Raw genomic sequence first — 14,591 nt, 5'->3', positions numbered from 1 at the left:
AAACACGATGAGCCTCCTGGAAGTCAAGGACGTCAACCAGTTCTACGGCGGCAGCCACATCCTGCGCAACGTCAGCCTCACGGCCGAACTTGGCCAGGTGACGGTGGTGCTGGGCCGCAACGGCGTGGGCAAGACCACGCTGCTCAAGTCCCTCATGGGCCTGGTGCCCATCAAGAGCGGCAGCATCGGCTTCGACGGCAAGGCCATCGACAAGGCCACGCCCTACGAGCGGGCGCGTGCCGGCATCGGCTTCGTGCCGCAGGGGCGCGAGATCTTCGCCCGCCTGACGGTGCAGGAGAACCTGCAGATGGGCCTGGCCTACAAGCCCGGTGGCACACCCATTCCGGCCGAGTTGTTCGAGCTGTTCCCGGTGCTCAAGCAGATGCTGGGGCGGCGCGGCGGCGACCTCTCGGGTGGTCAGCAACAGCAGCTCGCGATTGCCCGGGCGCTGGCCGCGGGGCCCAAGCTGCTGATCCTGGACGAGCCCACCGAGGGCATCCAGCCCAACATCATCAAGGACATCGGCAAGGTCATCCGCATGCTGGCCGACCGCGGCAACATGGCCATCGTGCTGGTGGAGCAGTACTACGACTTCGCCGAAGAGCTGGCCGACCAGTACGTGGTGATGGAGCGTGGCGAGGTGATCGCCAGCGGGCCGGGGTCTGAGATGCAGGCGAAGAACATCCGCCAGCTGGTGGCGATCTGACGGGTGCGACGACGGCTTGGGCCGTCAGTCGTTGCGCATGTGGTCGAGCAGGCCTTCCCGCTTGGGGGGCTTGTAGCCCGTGGGCAGTGCCATGGCCCCGGGGGCGGTGCCCGCTGCCGTGTTGTCACCCATGCGTGTGATGCTGGTGCTGGTCCGGTAGAGGGTGCGCATGGCATCCACCCGCTGATTGAGTTCCTCAAAGTCCGGGATGCGGGCCGAGTGGCGCAGCAGCACCTGGTGGGCGGATTCGATCAGCTTGGCGTTGAGGGTCGACTCACCTTCCTGCAGCAGCCGCATCACGGTGCCGCGCGGATCGCCCTTGATGCTGAGCGTCATGGCCTGTTCGGTGATTTTCAGCACCCGGGTGTGGCACTCGTGTGCGATACGGGCGTAGTCTTCCTGCCCGGTTGCCGCGGCGGCCAGCAACTCCGACATGGCGCGGCTGGTGCAGAAACGCATGTCCAGTTGCTCGACCGCGGTCCTGGCCTCTGCCACGGACAGCGGCAACCCCCGGGTCGACGCCCGACCCATCAGGCCCAGCAGGTTGGTGGCCATCTCGAAGTCGAACTCGGGCGTGGCACCCTGCTTCACCAGGTGCCGGATGTCATCGATGACACGGTTGTTCTGCTGGTGCAGCAGCGCCTCGATGGTCTTGACGAACTCCAGCAGACGGTAGGGCCGCTCGGGCTCGAAGGACCGTTCCCGCAGGCGCTGCAGCTGGTCGACGACCTGGGCCATGCCCTTGCGGTCGCCCGCATCCAGGCGGGCAAAGGCCAGCAGGACCAGAGCCTGCGGGTCGTACATCTTGGAGTCGATGCCCAGCCGCGTCGCTCGGTCGAGCAGCGCGATGCCTTCCTCGCGGTCGCCGGCGTAGTAGGCCAGCATCCCGTGCTTGAGCAGCCGGCTGATGGAGCCGGGGGTGAGCTGCGTGGCCATGCGGAAGGTTGCCTGGGCGTTCTCAAAATTACCCAGCTCGAACTGGGTGCGGCCCATCACGTCGTACGCGTCGGCATAGCCCGGGTCTTCCTGCAGCAGGCTCTCCAGCGTGGTGGCCGCCTTGGACGCGTGTCCGCTGCTCAGCTGGGTCCTTGCCACGCCGAGCTTGGCCCAGGGCAGGGCCTTGGCCTGGATCACGGCCTCGTACAGCTGTTGCGCTTCGGCGATGCGCCCGGTGCGCAGGAGCAGCTCCGCACCGATCCGGGCCGCATACAGCCAATAGGAGGCACGGGACTCGAAGCGCTCCAGACACAACGAGGCCGCCCGGTTGAAGTCCTGTTCATCGATGGCCAAGAAGATGGCCTGCAGCTCCCGCTTTCTCTGGCGGGCCTGCAGGATGCGTTCCGCCAGCCTGGCCCCGGTGTGGGGTTTCAGCAGGTACGCATCCAGGGCCGACTCGGCGGCCTCGGCCACCTTAGCGTAGGACGCCTCGGCCGTGACCATGACGAACACGGTGTGGAACGGCAGCAGCTGGTTGCGGCGCAGGTCGTCCAGCAGATCCTGACCCGATCCGGGTTCCTTGTCGAAATTCTGCTCGCAGATGATGACGTCGTACTGCGTGGCTTCCAGCTTGCGGCGCGCGTCGGACAGGCGAGAGCATTGGGACACCTTGCCCAGACCGAGTTCCCGAAGCTGTGACACCAGGATCGAGCGCGACTGCGGGTTGCCCTCGATGACCAGGGCATGTGATTCATGCAGTGCGTTGGGTGCGAAGGCCATGAGAGCGGGCAGAGACGGTCAACCACGAGGTGGTTCCTTGATGTCAAGCCATTGTGGACCTGCCCGGACGCCGCAAAGCGAAAAACAAATCAGGGAAAGCCCGGCAGTTCCCTTCAGACCCGCCAGATTCGGGGTGCCACGCCGCTCAATCCCCAGGCCGCCGGGCGCAGCGCCGCCCAGACGCCCTGCAGGCAGGCCATCAGAGGTTCGACCAGCGGCGCCACGGCGCGCACCGCGAGCACCCGGTCGTTGGGGCAGGTGGCGCCGGCCACCACCTCGGCGGGGGCTGGCTGCAGGGCTTCGCGCACCACCTCCAGCAAGCGCTCGCGCCGTTCGCGCGCCAGCGGGCTGCCGGTGGCGAACACCAGCGTGCCCAGGCAGCGGCGGCCACCCAGACCGAGGGGCGAATCCAGCAGGCGCCGGTCGTGCGCAGCGATGCGCGCCTGCTCCAGCCAGCAGCCCGGAATCTCCAGCCGCTGGCGGAACTCGCCCTGCTCATAGGGCTGGGCTGCACCGGGCAGGCCCAGTGCGGTGACGTCCCAGGCCATCAGCTCGGCGCCCTCGGCCAGGCTCGCGCTCCAGCGGTTGTCGGCGCGGCAGCCGGGGTAGGCGATGGTTTCCAGCGGCAGCCACTCCAGCCGCGCGCCCGCGTCCAGCTGCAGCCGCACCTGCTGCGTGGCGAAGGCCTCGTCGCTGGCGTAGAAGCGGGTGGCGCCGGGGGTGCTGACCAGGGCGTGGGCGCCAGCGCCCACCTGCACGTCGATGTCCAGGACATCACCGCCGACCAGGCCGCCTGGCGGGTGCACGATGACGTTGTGGCAGACCGCGTCGCCCTCGGGGTAGAGGCTCTTGAATATGCGCAGCGGGCCGTCGTGCGAATGCTGCAGGACGGTGCGTTCACCGTGTCGCTGGTAGTCGAGGGAAAGACGGGCGTGCCAGGGCATCGGGCGAGTGTAGGTGGCAGCGCTTCAGCGCCGCGACCAGAAGTCGCGGTGCGGCGCCACCATCTCGGCTTCCAGCGCCGGGACGGGGCCGACGACCTCGATGGCTTTCTGCCCGCGTGCGATCAGCTCCCGACAGGGCAGGGCGAGCGTGGGGTTCTCGGCGTGGTTGCCGGTGAGCGCCAGCAGGGCCTCTTCGCTGGCGCCGTAGACGATGCGGCCGATGTTCGCCCAGTAGACGGTGCCGGCGCACATGGCGCAGGGCTCGAAGGTGGTGACCAGGGAGCAGTTCCAGAGAAAGCCCGCCGGGTAGTTGAGCGAGGCCGTGCGCGCCAGCGTGGCCTCGGCATGGTGCACGGTGTCGATGTTGCCCTGCTCGGCCAGCACCGTCTCGCCGTCGGGCGCCACCAGCAGCGCACCGAAGGGGTGACGGCCCATCTGCATCGCGCGCAGGGCCACGTCGTTGGCGCGGCGCAGGTGCCGCTCGATCTGGTCGTCGGTCATCAGCCTTGCGATCCGCGGTGGGCCCAGCCGGTGGTGTGCTTCTCGACGAAGCTGAACAGCTCGTACATCACCATGGCCATGATGCCGACCACCAGCAGGCCGGAGAACGCCAGACCCATCTGCATCGAGCTGCCGGCCGAGATCAGCAGGTAGCCGATGCCTTCGTTGGCGGCGGTCATCTCCGACACCGTGGTGCCCACGAAGGCCAGCGTGATAGCCACCTTGAGCGAGCCGTAGAAGTAGGGCATGGAACGCGGCAGGCCCACCTTCATCAGCACGTCCCAGCGGCGGGCACCCAGCACGCGCAGCACGTCCTCCAGCTCGGGCTCCAGTGTGGCCAGGCCGGTGGCGATGTTGACCATGATGGGAAAGAAGCTGATGAGGAAGGCGGTGAGGATGGCCGGGCCGGCCCCGATGCCGAACCACACCACCAAGATGGGCACGAAGGCCGCCTTGGGCAGGGCGTTGAAGGCCGTCATGAGCGGGTAGACCGCGGCGTAGGCCAGGCGCGAGCTGCCGATCAGAAAGCCCAGCAGAACGCCCACCACGATGGCAATGCCGAAGCCCGCCATCGTGACCCAGAAGGTGCGCCAGGCGTGGCCGAGGATGGTGGTCTTGTGCTCCAGCGTCTGTTCCCAGATGCGCGAGGGGCTGGGGAAGATGAATTCCGAGACCTGGAAGCCGCTGCAGATCACTTCCCAGATCACGATGATCGCGATCAGCAGCAGCAGCGGGGACCAGCGCTCCATCTGTTTCTTGTTCATGCGATGGCTTTCACTGGTTGATCGTGGCGCCTGCTTTTCGCATGGCTCCAATGTGGCCGCGCAGCTCGTGCACGATGTCGGTGAACTCGGGCGTGTAGGTCACTTCAAGGTCGCGCGTGCGCGGGATCGGGATCTCGCGCTGCACCACGAAGCGGCCCGGGCTCTTGCTCATGCAGTACACCGTGTCGGCCAGGAAGACGCTCTCGCGCAGGTCGTGCGTTACCAGGATGACGTTGAATTTCTGCGCTTCCCACAGGTCGCGCAGCGTGCACCAGAGCTCTTCGCGGGTGAAGGCGTCGAGCGCGCCGAAGGGCTCGTCCAGCAGCAGCATCTTGGGTTCGTGGATCAGCGCGCGGCAGATGCTGGCGCGCTGCTGCATGCCGCCCGAGAGTTCCCAGGGAAACTTCTTCTCCATGCCGCCCAGGCCCACGCTGGCCAGCAGCTTCTTGGCGCGTTCCTCGAACTCCTTGCGCCGGTCCTTGAACTGGCTGCGGTACGGCTCGACGATCTCCAGCGGCAGCAGCACGTTGTCCAGCGTGGTGCGCCACGGCAGCAGGCTGGGCGCCTGGAAGGCCATTCCCGAGATCTTCAGCGGCCCGGTCACCGGCTGGCCGTCGATGGTGATCTTGCCCATGCTGGGCATCTTCAGCCCGGTGGTGAGCTTCATGAAGGTGGACTTGCCGCAGCCCGAAGGCCCGACGATGGCGATGAACTCGCCCTGCCGCACCTTCAGGTTGATGTCCTCGACGGCGAAGACGTTCTTCGCCAGCAGGTCGTCGTTGTAGGCCAGCCAGACCCCGTCGAAGTCGACGAAGGCCGGGTCGGCCGCAGAGGGCGCGCCGGCCATCACTTCTTGGCCGGGGGCAGCACGTTGAGCTCGGCGGCGGACGGCAGCATGGAGCCGTTCCACACCTGCGCCACGTCGACGCGGTTCTTGGTGCCGTAAGCGTCGGACACCTGCGAGGCCATCAGCGCCATGCGGCCCGGCACGATCTGGCCGAAGCCTTCCTTGCGCGCATCGGGGCTGGCGATCACCGAGTCCACCGCCAGCTGCAGGCGGCGGGTTTCCAGGGCCACGTTGATGATGCCGTCGCGCGCCTTGACGGTCTCGATGGTGGCGGCCGGGTTGGCCATCACTTCCTTGGCGCCCTTGGCGAATGCGCCGAGGAAGGCCTTGACCGCGGCCGGGTTCTCCTTGATCAGCTTGGGGCTGGCGATCACCACGTTGCCGTACAGCTTCACGCCATGGTCGGCGTAGGGCAGGATGACCACGTCCTCGGCCTTGACGCCGCGCGCTTCCAGGTTGAGCAGCGAGGTGAACGAGAAGCCGGTGATGGCGTCGATGTCGCCGCGCACCAGCATGGTCTCGCGCAGCGGCGGGTCCATCGAGGTCCAGGCCACATTACCGATGCCGTTGGCCTTCTGGAAGATCGGGAAGGCCTTGCGGCCGGCGTCGAACACCGGGGCGCCGAGCTTCTTGCCGTTCAGGTCGGCCGGCTTGGTGATGCCGCTTTTCTTGAGCGCCAGCACGGCCGCGGGCGTGTTGTTGTAGACCATCATCACGGCCACCGGCTTGTTGGGCGCGTCCGGGTTGTTGGCGTGGAACTCCATCAGCGCGGCCATGTCGGCAAAGCCCATGTCGTAGGTGCCCGAGGCCACGCGGGTGACGGTACCGCCAGAACCGTTGCCGGCGTCGATGGTGACGTTCAGGCCGGCGGCCTTGTAGTAGCCCTTGGCTTCCGACTGCAGGAACAGTGCGGCGGGGCCTTCGAAGCGCCAGTCGAGCTGGAACTTGATGGCGGTCTGGGCGGAGGCGCTGCCGAAGGCGGCTGCGGCGGCCAGGGCGGCGGTGAGCTTGATGAGGTGGCGTTTGTTCATGGCGAAGGTCTCCGTCGGTGTGGGGCGCTCAGGGATGCGGAAGGGGCTGAAAGCAGGTCAGCAATTTCGATGCCAGGCGCGGGCACGGCCTGCGCATTGAACACAGAAGGTGTATACAGATTTTTGGGGCTGCCGCCAGAGGCGTCATCCTGACTAACCCTGTGTTGGTGCGCCGCGCACAAAAAAGGGGCCCCGTGTGGGGCCCCTGCGGAGCCTGAGGTCATGAATCCAGCGCCGGAGCGTGGGGGCCTGGTTCAGTGGGCTTCCGCCTGCTTCGCCGCGTGGATGGCGGCGGCTTCATCGGCCTTGCCGCCATTGAAGAACAGGTTCAGCAGCACGGCGCTGATCGACGCCAGCAGGATGCCCGACTCGATCAGCGGGTGGATCGCGTGCGGCATCCACTGCGAGTACTTGGGCGCGATCAGCGGGATCATGCCGACGCCGATGGAAATCGCCACGATCAGGGCGTTGTTGCGCTGGGTCTTGAAGTCCACGCCGCCCAGGATGCGGATGCCGGTGGCCGCCACCATGCCGAACATCACCAGGCCGGCGCCGCCCAGCACGACGGTGGGCAGCGACTCCACCAGCGCCGCCATCTTGGGCAGCAGGCCCAGCACCAGCAGGATGACGCCGGCGGCCACGCAGACGAAGCGGCTCTTGACGCCGGTGACCGCGACCAGGCCCACGTTCTGCGAGAAGCTGGTGTAGGGAAAGGTGTTGAAGATGCCGCCGATGAGGGTGCCCAGACCGTCGGTGCGCAGGCCGCGGGCCAGCGCCGGCTGGTCGATCTTGCGGTCCGTCATCTCGCCCAGCGCCAGGAACATACCGGTGGATTCGATCATCACCACGATCATCACCAGCGTCATGGTCAGCACCATCACCGGGTCGAAGATGGGGATGCCGAAGTGGAAGGGCAGCACCACGTCCACCCACTTGGCCTGGCCGACCTTGTCGAAATGCATCATGCCCATCATGGTCGCCATGACGCCGCCGACCACGATGCCGATCAGCACCGAGATGTTGGCGAGGAAGCCTTTGGCAAACCGGGCCACCAGCAGGATGGTGGCCAGCACCACGGCCGACACCGCGATGCCCGGCAGCGCGGCGTAGCGCGGGTTGGGCTCGGTGGGGGCCAGCGTCAGGCCCTGGGGCACGGCCGGGTAGCCGGGTGTGCCGGCGGCGGCGGCGCTGCGCAGCGTGCTCAGCCACTCGCTGTGCTCCATCGGCACCACCGACGGCGCGGTGGGGCCCACCGGGTTGCCGAAGATCCAGTTGATGCCCACGCGCATCAGGTTGATGCCAATGACGGCGATGATGGTGCCGGTGACCACCGGCGGAAAGAAGCGCAGCAGGCGGCTGACCATCGGCGCGATCAGGATGGAGATGACCCCCGCGCCGATGATGGCGCCGAACAGCATGCGCGCACCGTCGGTGCCGGGCGTGGTGTTGGCGATGGCCACCATGGGGCCGACGGCTGCGAAGGTCACGCCCATCATCACCGGCAGCTTGATGCCGAACCACTGCGTGACGCCCAGCGCCTGGATCAGCGTGGCGATGCCGCAGCAGAACAGGTCGGCCGAGATCAGCATGGCCACTTCCTGCGGGCTGAGCTTGAGGGCCCGGCCGACGATCAGCGGAACCGCGACCGCGCCCGCGTACATCACCAGCACATGTTGCAGGCCCAGCGCGGTCAGCTTGCTGCCGGGCAGTTGTTCGTCCACGGGGTGCACCGTTGTTGACATGGCATCTCCTTTTGCATGCAAAACTGTATACACATTATGTGTACCCGAATCTGGCGATGGCATCGGGGAAACCCTCGTGGGCGGCGCCTGCCGACCGGCGGCGTCCGGGCTGCGGGCGCAAAAAAAGGACGCCGCAGCGTCCCTTCTTGAGGTCGGGCGGGTGGCCGCCTCAGCCGCGCGGGCTGGCCGCTGCGGCCAGGGCCGTCATGTTGAGCACCCGGCGCACCGTGGCCGCGGGTGTCAGGATGTAGGCGGGGCGGGCCACGCCGGTCAGCACCGGGCCCACGGTCACGCCGCCGCTGGCGGTGGTCTTGAGCACGTTGTAGAGGATGTTGGCGGCGTCCACGTTGGGGCAGACCAGCAGGTTGGCCGAGCCGCTGAGCGTCGAATCGCCCAGATAGGCCTGGCGGATCTCGGGCTGCAGCGCGGCGTCGCCGTGCAGTTCGCCGTCGCATTCGATGCCGGGGTGCTGGGCCACGAACAGGTCGCGCGCCGCGCGCATCTTTTTCGCAGAGGCGCGCTTGCTGGAGCCGAAACTCGAATGCGACAGGAAGGCCACCTTGGGCGGCAGGCCGAAGCGCTGCACCTGCTGCGCCGCCATCCAGGCGATCTCGGCCAGCTGCTCGGCCGTCGGGTCCTCGTTCACGTAGGTGTCGGCGATGAACAGCGGGCCACTGGCGGTCATCAGCGCGTTGACCGCGGCGTAGTTGTTCACGCCCGGCGCCTTGCCCAGGATGGCGTCGATGCGCTCCAGGTGCGTGGCATAGGTGCCGACCAGGCCGCAGATCAGCGCATCGGCGTCGCCCAGCGAGAGCATCAGCGAACCGATGATGGTGTTGGAGCGGCGAACCGCCGCCTTGGCCACCTCGGGCGTCGCGCCGTTGCGCTTCATCAGGCCGTGGTAGTGCTCCCAGTACTGGCGGAAGCGCGGGTCGCCTTCGGGGTTGACGTTCTCCACGTCCACGCCCAGGCGGATGCGCAGGCCCGCCTTCTGGATGCGCGCCTCGATCACGGCCGGACGGCCGATCAGGATCGGCGTGGCCAGGCCATCGTCGATCGCCATCTGCGCGGCGCGCAGCGCGCGCTCGTCCTCGCCGTCGGCGTAGGCCACGCGCTTCTTGTTCGCGGGCAGGGCCTTGGCGGCGTTGAAGATCGGGCGCATCAGGATGCCAGTCTGCGTCACGAAGCGCGAGAGCGACTGGCGGTAGGCGTCCATGTCGGTGATCGGGCGGGTCGCGACGCCGGAGTCGGCAGCGGCCTGGGCCACGGCCGGCGCGATCTTGAGGATCAGGCGTGTGTCGAAGGCCTTGGGGATGAGGTAGTCGGGGCCGAACACCAGTTCCTGTCCGGCGTAGGCGGCAGCGACCTCGTCGCTGGTCTCGGCCTTGGTCAGGTCGGCGATCTGGTGCACGCAGGCCATCTTCATCTCTTCCGTGATCTTGGTGGCGCCGCAATCGAGCGCGCCGCGGAAGATGTACGGGAAGCACAGCACGTTGTTGACCTGGTTCGGGTAGTCCGACCGGCCGGTGGCGATGATGCAGTCCGGCCGCGCGGCCTTGGCGATTTCGGGGCGGATCTCGGGCTCGGGGTTGGCCAGCGCCAGGATGATGGGCTGGCGCGCCATGCTCTTGACCATGTCGGCGTCCACCACGCCGGCCGCCGAGCAGCCCAGGAACACGTCGGCGCCGTTCATGGCATCGGCCAGGGTGCGCGCCGACGAGGTGCGGCAGTAGCGCCGCTTGGACTCGTCGAGCTTGCCGGCCTTGGCGTCGTCGCGCTCGGTCTGGATCACGCCCTTGGAGTCGCACACCAGGATGTTCTCGATGTTCACGCCCAGGTTGACCATCAGGTCCAGGCAGGCGATGGCCGCCGCGCCCGCGCCGCTGACGGCGACCTTGACCGCGCCGATATCCTTCTTGACCAGTTCCAGGCCGTTGATCAGCGCCGCGCTGGAGATGATGGCCGTGCCGTGCTGGTCGTCGTGGAAGACCGGGATCTTCATGCGGTCGCGCAGCTTGCGCTCGATGTAGAAGCACTCGGGCGCCTTGATGTCTTCCAGGTTCACGCCGCCCAGCGTGGGTTCCAGCGCCGCGATGATGTCCACCAGCTTGTCCGGGTCGCGCTCGGCCAGTTCGATGTCGAACACGTCGATGCCAGCGAACTTCTTGAACAGGCAGCCCTTGCCCTCCATCACCGGCTTGGACGCCAGCGGGCCGATGTCGCCCAGGCCCAGCACCGCGGTGCCGTTGGTGATCACGCCGACGAGGTTGCCGCGCGAGGTGTATTCCGACGCCAGGGCCGGGTCGGCCTCGATGGCCAGACAGGGAAAGGCCACGCCCGGCGAATAGGCCAGCGACAGGTCGCGCTGGTTGGACAGGGGCTTGGTCGGATTGACCGAAATCTTGCCCTTGTTGGGCGAGCGGTGGTATTCGAGCGCGGCGTCGCGCAGGGCTTGTTCGGCGGGGGTCATGAGGTCTCCAATGTGCGAACCGCCCGGCGGGGCGGGCGGCCATTGTGTCACGGGGTGGGGTACGTGTTTATGCGGACTTCAACAGGTCCAGAAGGGTTCTGGCCACCACCTTGGTCGCGCGGCGCAGGTCTTCCAGCACCAGGTTTTCGTCGGCGCGCTTGGCGTTGGACTCGCGCACCGTGCGCGGGCCGGCGCCGTAGATCACGCCCGGAATGCCGTGTTCGCCGTAGATGCGCACGTCGGTGTAGAGCGGCGTGCCGACGGCGGGGATGGGCTCGCCGAACAGCTCGCTGCCGTGCTTCTGCAGCGCCTCGACCAGGGGCTTGTTGCCGGGCAGGGGCTTGAGCGCGCGCGCCAGCAGGATGCGCTTGACGTCCACGCTGATGGCGCGCCCGCCGCGCGGCGGCTGGTAGCGGGCCGCGGCTTCGGCGATGGTGCGGCGCAGGGCGGCCTCGACCTCGGCCGGGTCCTCCTCGGGGATCATGCGGCGGTCGAGCTTGATCACCACCTTGCCGGGGATCACGTTGGTGTTGGTGCCGCCCTGGATCAGGCCCACGTTGAGGTAGGGGTGGGTGATGCCTTCGACGCCCGAACGCACCTTCAGGTAGTCGGCATTCAGCGCATACAGCGCATTCAGGATGTGCACCGCGCCTTGCAGCGCGTCGGTGCCGCTGTCCGGGATGGCGGCGTGCGCCATGTCGCCGTGCACGGTGACCTCCAGCTGCAGGCAGCCGTTGTGCGCCACCACCACCTGGTAGCTGAAGCCGGCGGCGATCATCAGGTCGGGCTTGGTCAGGCCCTTGTCCAGCAGCCAGGCGGGACCGACTTCGCCGCCGTACTCCTCGTCGTAGGTCACGTGCAGCTCGACGCCGCCCTTGAGGGGTGCGCCGAGCGACTCCAGCGCACGGATGGCGAAGGTGAAGTTGGCGATGTCGCACTTGCTCACCGCGGCGGCGCGACCGTAGATCTTGCCGTCGGCAATCTCGCCGCCGTAGGGGTCGTGCGTCCAGCCCTCGCCGGGCGGCACCACGTCGCCGTGGGCGTTGAGCGCGATGGTCTGGCCACCGTCGCCGAAGCGGCGGCGCACGATCAGGTTGGTGATGGTCTCCAGTCCGGCGGCCTTGACCTCGGCGTCCGGCACGGCGTGTTTCTCGGCCGTCAGGCCCATGCCGGCCAGCAGCTCGGCGGTGCGCTCGGCGTGCGGCGCGTTGTTGCCGGGTGGCGTGTCGGTGGGTACGCGGATGAGTTCCTGCAGGAACTGCACTTCCTCATCGAAGTGGGCGTCGATCCAGGCGTCGAGTTGCTGTTGTGCGGTGGTCATGGCGGCTTTCAGTGGGATTCGGTGGTCAGTTGGTGCAGCACGTGGTCGAAGGCCTTGACGGCCAGGTCCATGTCGTCGGCAGTGCTGGATTCGAGCGGGTTGTGGCTGATGCCACTGTTCTCGCCGCGCACGAACAGCATGGCTTGCGGCATCACCTCGTGCAGCTTCATGGCGTCGTGACCCGCGCCGCTGGGCATGCGGTGCAGCGGCACGCCCAGTGCGGTGGCGGCGGCTTCCCAGCGCGCCTGCCATTCGGGGGCACTCGGCGCGGCGGCGGCGCGCATGGTTTCTTCCAGCGTGTGGCGCAGGCCGCGGCGCTCGCAAATCTCATTCAGCTTGGCCAGCACGTCTTGCGCCACCGCGTCGCGCTGGGCATTGGTGGGCGCGCGCATGTCCAGACTGAACTTGCACGAACCAGGCACCACGTTGATGGAGCCGTTGGGCACCTGCAGCATGCCCACGGTGGCCACCGAATCGCCGTCCCGCGCGGCGCGCTGTTCGGCGTAGAGGATCAGTTCGGCCACGGCGGCGGCGGCGTCGCGGCGCCGGTCCATGGGCGTGGTTCCGGCGTGGCTGGCCATGCCGATGACCTCGCCCACATAGCGCACGCTGCCGTTGATGCTGGTGACGATGCCCAGCGGCAGGTTCAGCTCGTTGAGCACCGGGCCCTGCTCGATGTGCACCTCGATGAAACCCAGGTACTGCGCCGGATCGCGCTGCAGCTTCGGGATGTCGTCGATGCACAGGCCGGCGTGCTGCATGGCCTCGCGCATGGTGATGCCGTCGGCGTCCTTCTGGTCTAGCCAGGCGTTGTCGAAATGGCCGGTGAGCGCACCCGAGCCGAGGAAGGTGGCCTTGTAGCGCTGGCCTTCCTCTTCGGCAAAGCCCACCACCTCGATACCGAAGGGCAGGCGCTTCCCGGCCGCGTGCAGCTTCTGCACGCAGGCCATGGGCACGAAGATGCCCAGGCGGCCGTCGTATTTGCCGCCGTTGCGCACGGTGTCGTAATGCGATCCCGTGATGAGGTATTTCGCGCCGGGCGTGGCCGGGTGGTAGCGGCCGACCACGTTGCCCACGGCGTCGATCTCGATCTCGTCGAAGCCGCAGTCCTTCATCCAGTGGCTGATGCGCTGGGCGCAGGCGCGGTGCGCGTCGGTGAGGTAGGTGACGGTGAGCTGGCCCTTCTCGGCATAGCCCGGGTCGCTGTGCTGCGCCAGTGTTTCCTGCCAGTCCCACACCCGCTGGCCATCGACCGGCTCGAAGCCGAACTTGTCGTTCAGCCGAATCTCGGCGATGCGGTGGATGTTGCGCAGGCATTCCGCGCGCTCGAAGTCCGGGTGGCCGTGCACGCGGCGCTCGAAGGCATCGATGATTTCCGCCTTGGTCAGGCCCGTGCCGCGCGGGCCGCGCACCGCCAGGATGAAGGGGAAACCGAAGCGTGCGTTGTAGGCGGCGTTGAGCTGCTGGATGTGCGCGAACTCTTCGGGCGTGCAGTTCGTCAGGCCTGCCTTTGTCTGCTCGTTGGTCGACTCCGCGGTCAGCGTCTTGCTCACCATGGCCTTGCCGGCGAGTTCCGGGTGGGCGCGGATCAGGGCCAGCTGCGGCTCCACGCCGGCCTCGTCCAGGACGCGCGTCATCGCGTGCTTGAGCTGCGCCAGCGAGGCGAAGGGCCGTTGTGCCAGCGCGCGCTCGGCGATCCAGGGCGAGTGCTCGTACAGGCCGTCGAGCATCTGCAGCGCCTCGGGCAGGGACGCGGCGTTGAGTTGGTCCAGGGTCAGGGGCATGGTGGGCTCTCGTGGATCAGCCCGCGGCGTGCAGCGGGTGGGTGGCCTTCCAGTGCCGCGCGATGTCCAGGCGGCGCGCCACCCAGACCTTGTCGTGCGACTGGATGTGGTCCAGGAAGCGCTGCAGCGCGGTGATGCGGCCGGGGCGGCCGAGCAGGCGGCAGTGCATGCCGATGCTCATCATCTTGGGGCGGTCCAGGCCGTCGGGGTCGCCTTCGGCATAGAGCGCGTCGAAGGTGTCCTTCATGTACTGGAAGAACGGGTCGGCGTGCGAGTAGCCCTGCGGCAGCGCGAAGCGCATGTCGTTGCAGTCCAGCGTGTAGGGCACGATGAGCTGGTGCGCATCGCTGCCGTCGGTCTTGCGCACCTTCATCCAGAACGGCAGGTCCTCGCCGTAGTAGTCGCTGTCGTATTCGAAGCCGCCAAAGTCGGCCACCAGGCGGCGCGTGTTCGGGCTGTCGCGGCCGGTGTACCAGCCCAGGGGACGTTCACCGGTCAGGTCCTGGAGGATCTGCATGGCCTCGGCCATGTGGGCGCGCTCGGTGGCTTCGTCGATGTGCTGGTAGTGGATCCACTTGAGGCCGTGACAGGCGATGTCGTAGCCCAGTTCCTTGAAGGCCGCGGTCAGCTCTGGGTGCTTCTGCAGGGCGGTGGACACGCCGAACACCGTCAGCGGCAGCTTGCGTTTCTCGAACTCGCGCAGGATGCGCCAGACGCCCGCGCGCGAGCCGTATTCGTAGATGCCTTCCATGCTGATGTGGCGGG

The 14,591-nt window shown here is 67.6% G+C and carries 12 protein-coding genes; 1 reads left to right on the top strand and 11 read right to left on the bottom strand.

Annotated features, from left to right (window positions below; translation table 11 throughout):
• The first annotated feature begins 7 nt into the window (after positions 1-7).
• Entirely contained in the window at positions 8-706 is a 699-nt protein-coding gene (gene urtE, locus HFL01S_RS04920) for an urea ABC transporter ATP-binding subunit UrtE (protein WP_066255538.1), read from the top strand.
• A gap of 24 nt (positions 707-730) precedes the next feature.
• On the opposite strand, the gene HFL01S_RS04915 is transcribed toward urtE, so the two are convergent.
• From HFL01S_RS04915 to HFL01S_RS04865, 11 genes are all read right to left on the bottom strand, one after another.
• The gene (locus HFL01S_RS04915; RefSeq protein ID WP_066255537.1) at positions 731-2,422 is read right to left on the bottom strand and encodes a response regulator; all 1,692 of its coding nucleotides are present in this window, start codon (positions 2,420-2,422) and stop codon (positions 731-733) included.
• Positions 2,423-2,535: 113 nt separating this feature from the next.
• Complete coding sequence (locus HFL01S_RS04910) at positions 2,536-3,366, bottom strand: urease accessory protein UreD (RefSeq protein ID WP_066255534.1); 831 nt, start codon at positions 3,364-3,366, stop codon at positions 2,536-2,538.
• A gap of 24 nt (positions 3,367-3,390) precedes the next feature.
• Complete coding sequence (locus HFL01S_RS04905; protein WP_066255530.1) at positions 3,391-3,867, bottom strand: nucleoside deaminase; 477 nt, start codon at positions 3,865-3,867, stop codon at positions 3,391-3,393.
• Positions 3,867-4,631, bottom strand: a complete 765-nt coding sequence (locus HFL01S_RS04900) for an ABC transporter permease (protein WP_066255526.1) — start codon at positions 4,629-4,631, stop codon at positions 3,867-3,869. Before HFL01S_RS04900 ends, HFL01S_RS04905 begins: the two co-directional genes overlap by 1 nt.
• 10 nt (positions 4,632-4,641) lie before the next feature.
• Positions 4,642-5,478 (bottom strand): ABC transporter ATP-binding protein, encoded by an 837-nt coding sequence (locus HFL01S_RS04895; RefSeq protein WP_066255523.1) that lies wholly within the window; start codon positions 5,476-5,478, stop codon positions 4,642-4,644.
• The gene (locus HFL01S_RS04890) at positions 5,478-6,509 is read right to left on the bottom strand and encodes an ABC transporter substrate-binding protein (RefSeq protein ID WP_066255520.1); all 1,032 of its coding nucleotides are present in this window, start codon (positions 6,507-6,509) and stop codon (positions 5,478-5,480) included. Before HFL01S_RS04890 ends, HFL01S_RS04895 begins: the two co-directional genes overlap by 1 nt.
• A gap of 254 nt (positions 6,510-6,763) precedes the next feature.
• Positions 6,764-8,251 (bottom strand): nucleobase:cation symporter-2 family protein, encoded by a 1,488-nt coding sequence (locus tag HFL01S_RS04885; RefSeq protein ID WP_066255518.1) that lies wholly within the window; start codon positions 8,249-8,251, stop codon positions 6,764-6,766.
• A gap of 169 nt (positions 8,252-8,420) precedes the next feature.
• Complete coding sequence (locus HFL01S_RS04880) at positions 8,421-10,721, bottom strand: NADP-dependent malic enzyme (protein ID WP_066255516.1); 2,301 nt, start codon at positions 10,719-10,721, stop codon at positions 8,421-8,423.
• Positions 10,722-10,788: 67 nt separating this feature from the next.
• Positions 10,789-12,042 carry a M20 family metallopeptidase gene (locus tag HFL01S_RS04875; protein WP_066255513.1) on the bottom strand — a complete coding sequence of 418 codons (1,254 nt, stop codon included), beginning with the start codon at positions 12,040-12,042 and terminating at the stop codon, positions 10,789-10,791.
• An 8-nt stretch (positions 12,043-12,050) separates the two neighbouring features.
• Positions 12,051-13,826, bottom strand: a complete 1,776-nt coding sequence (uraD, locus tag HFL01S_RS04870; protein WP_066255511.1) for a 2-oxo-4-hydroxy-4-carboxy-5-ureidoimidazoline decarboxylase — start codon at positions 13,824-13,826, stop codon at positions 12,051-12,053.
• 16 nt (positions 13,827-13,842) lie between these two features.
• Positions 13,843-14,591: polysaccharide deacetylase family protein (locus tag HFL01S_RS04865; protein ID WP_066255507.1), on the bottom strand; the 749-nt coding region annotated here is incomplete at its 5' end.

The sequence above is a fragment of the Hydrogenophaga flava NBRC 102514 genome, from assembly GCF_001571145.1.
Taxonomy (GTDB): domain Bacteria; phylum Pseudomonadota; class Gammaproteobacteria; order Burkholderiales; family Burkholderiaceae_C; genus Hydrogenophaga; species Hydrogenophaga flava.
Note: the sequence above shows the minus strand (reverse complement) of the source record. Positions and strands in the feature narration are given on the sequence as shown.

Excerpts from the sequence above, each read along its gene's own strand:
- urtE (WP_066255538.1), top strand. The coding sequence starts at position 8 with ATGAGCCTCCTGGAAGTCAAGGACGTCAACCAGTTCTACGGCGGCAGC.
- HFL01S_RS04915 (WP_066255537.1), bottom strand. The coding sequence starts at position 2,422 with ATGGCCTTCGCACCCAACGCACTGCATGAATCACATGCCCTGGTCATC.
- HFL01S_RS04910 (WP_066255534.1), bottom strand. The coding sequence starts at position 3,366 with ATGCCCTGGCACGCCCGTCTTTCCCTCGACTACCAGCGACACGGTGAA.
- HFL01S_RS04905 (WP_066255530.1), bottom strand. The coding sequence starts at position 3,867 with ATGACCGACGACCAGATCGAGCGGCACCTGCGCCGCGCCAACGACGTG.
- HFL01S_RS04900 (WP_066255526.1), bottom strand. The coding sequence starts at position 4,631 with ATGAACAAGAAACAGATGGAGCGCTGGTCCCCGCTGCTGCTGCTGATC.
- HFL01S_RS04895 (WP_066255523.1), bottom strand. The coding sequence starts at position 5,478 with ATGGCCGGCGCGCCCTCTGCGGCCGACCCGGCCTTCGTCGACTTCGAC.
- HFL01S_RS04890 (WP_066255520.1), bottom strand. The coding sequence starts at position 6,509 with ATGAACAAACGCCACCTCATCAAGCTCACCGCCGCCCTGGCCGCCGCA.
- HFL01S_RS04885 (WP_066255518.1), bottom strand. The coding sequence starts at position 8,251 with ATGTCAACAACGGTGCACCCCGTGGACGAACAACTGCCCGGCAGCAAG.
- HFL01S_RS04880 (WP_066255516.1), bottom strand. The coding sequence starts at position 10,721 with ATGACCCCCGCCGAACAAGCCCTGCGCGACGCCGCGCTCGAATACCAC.
- HFL01S_RS04875 (WP_066255513.1), bottom strand. The coding sequence starts at position 12,042 with ATGACCACCGCACAACAGCAACTCGACGCCTGGATCGACGCCCACTTC.
- uraD (WP_066255511.1), bottom strand. The coding sequence starts at position 13,826 with ATGCCCCTGACCCTGGACCAACTCAACGCCGCGTCCCTGCCCGAGGCG.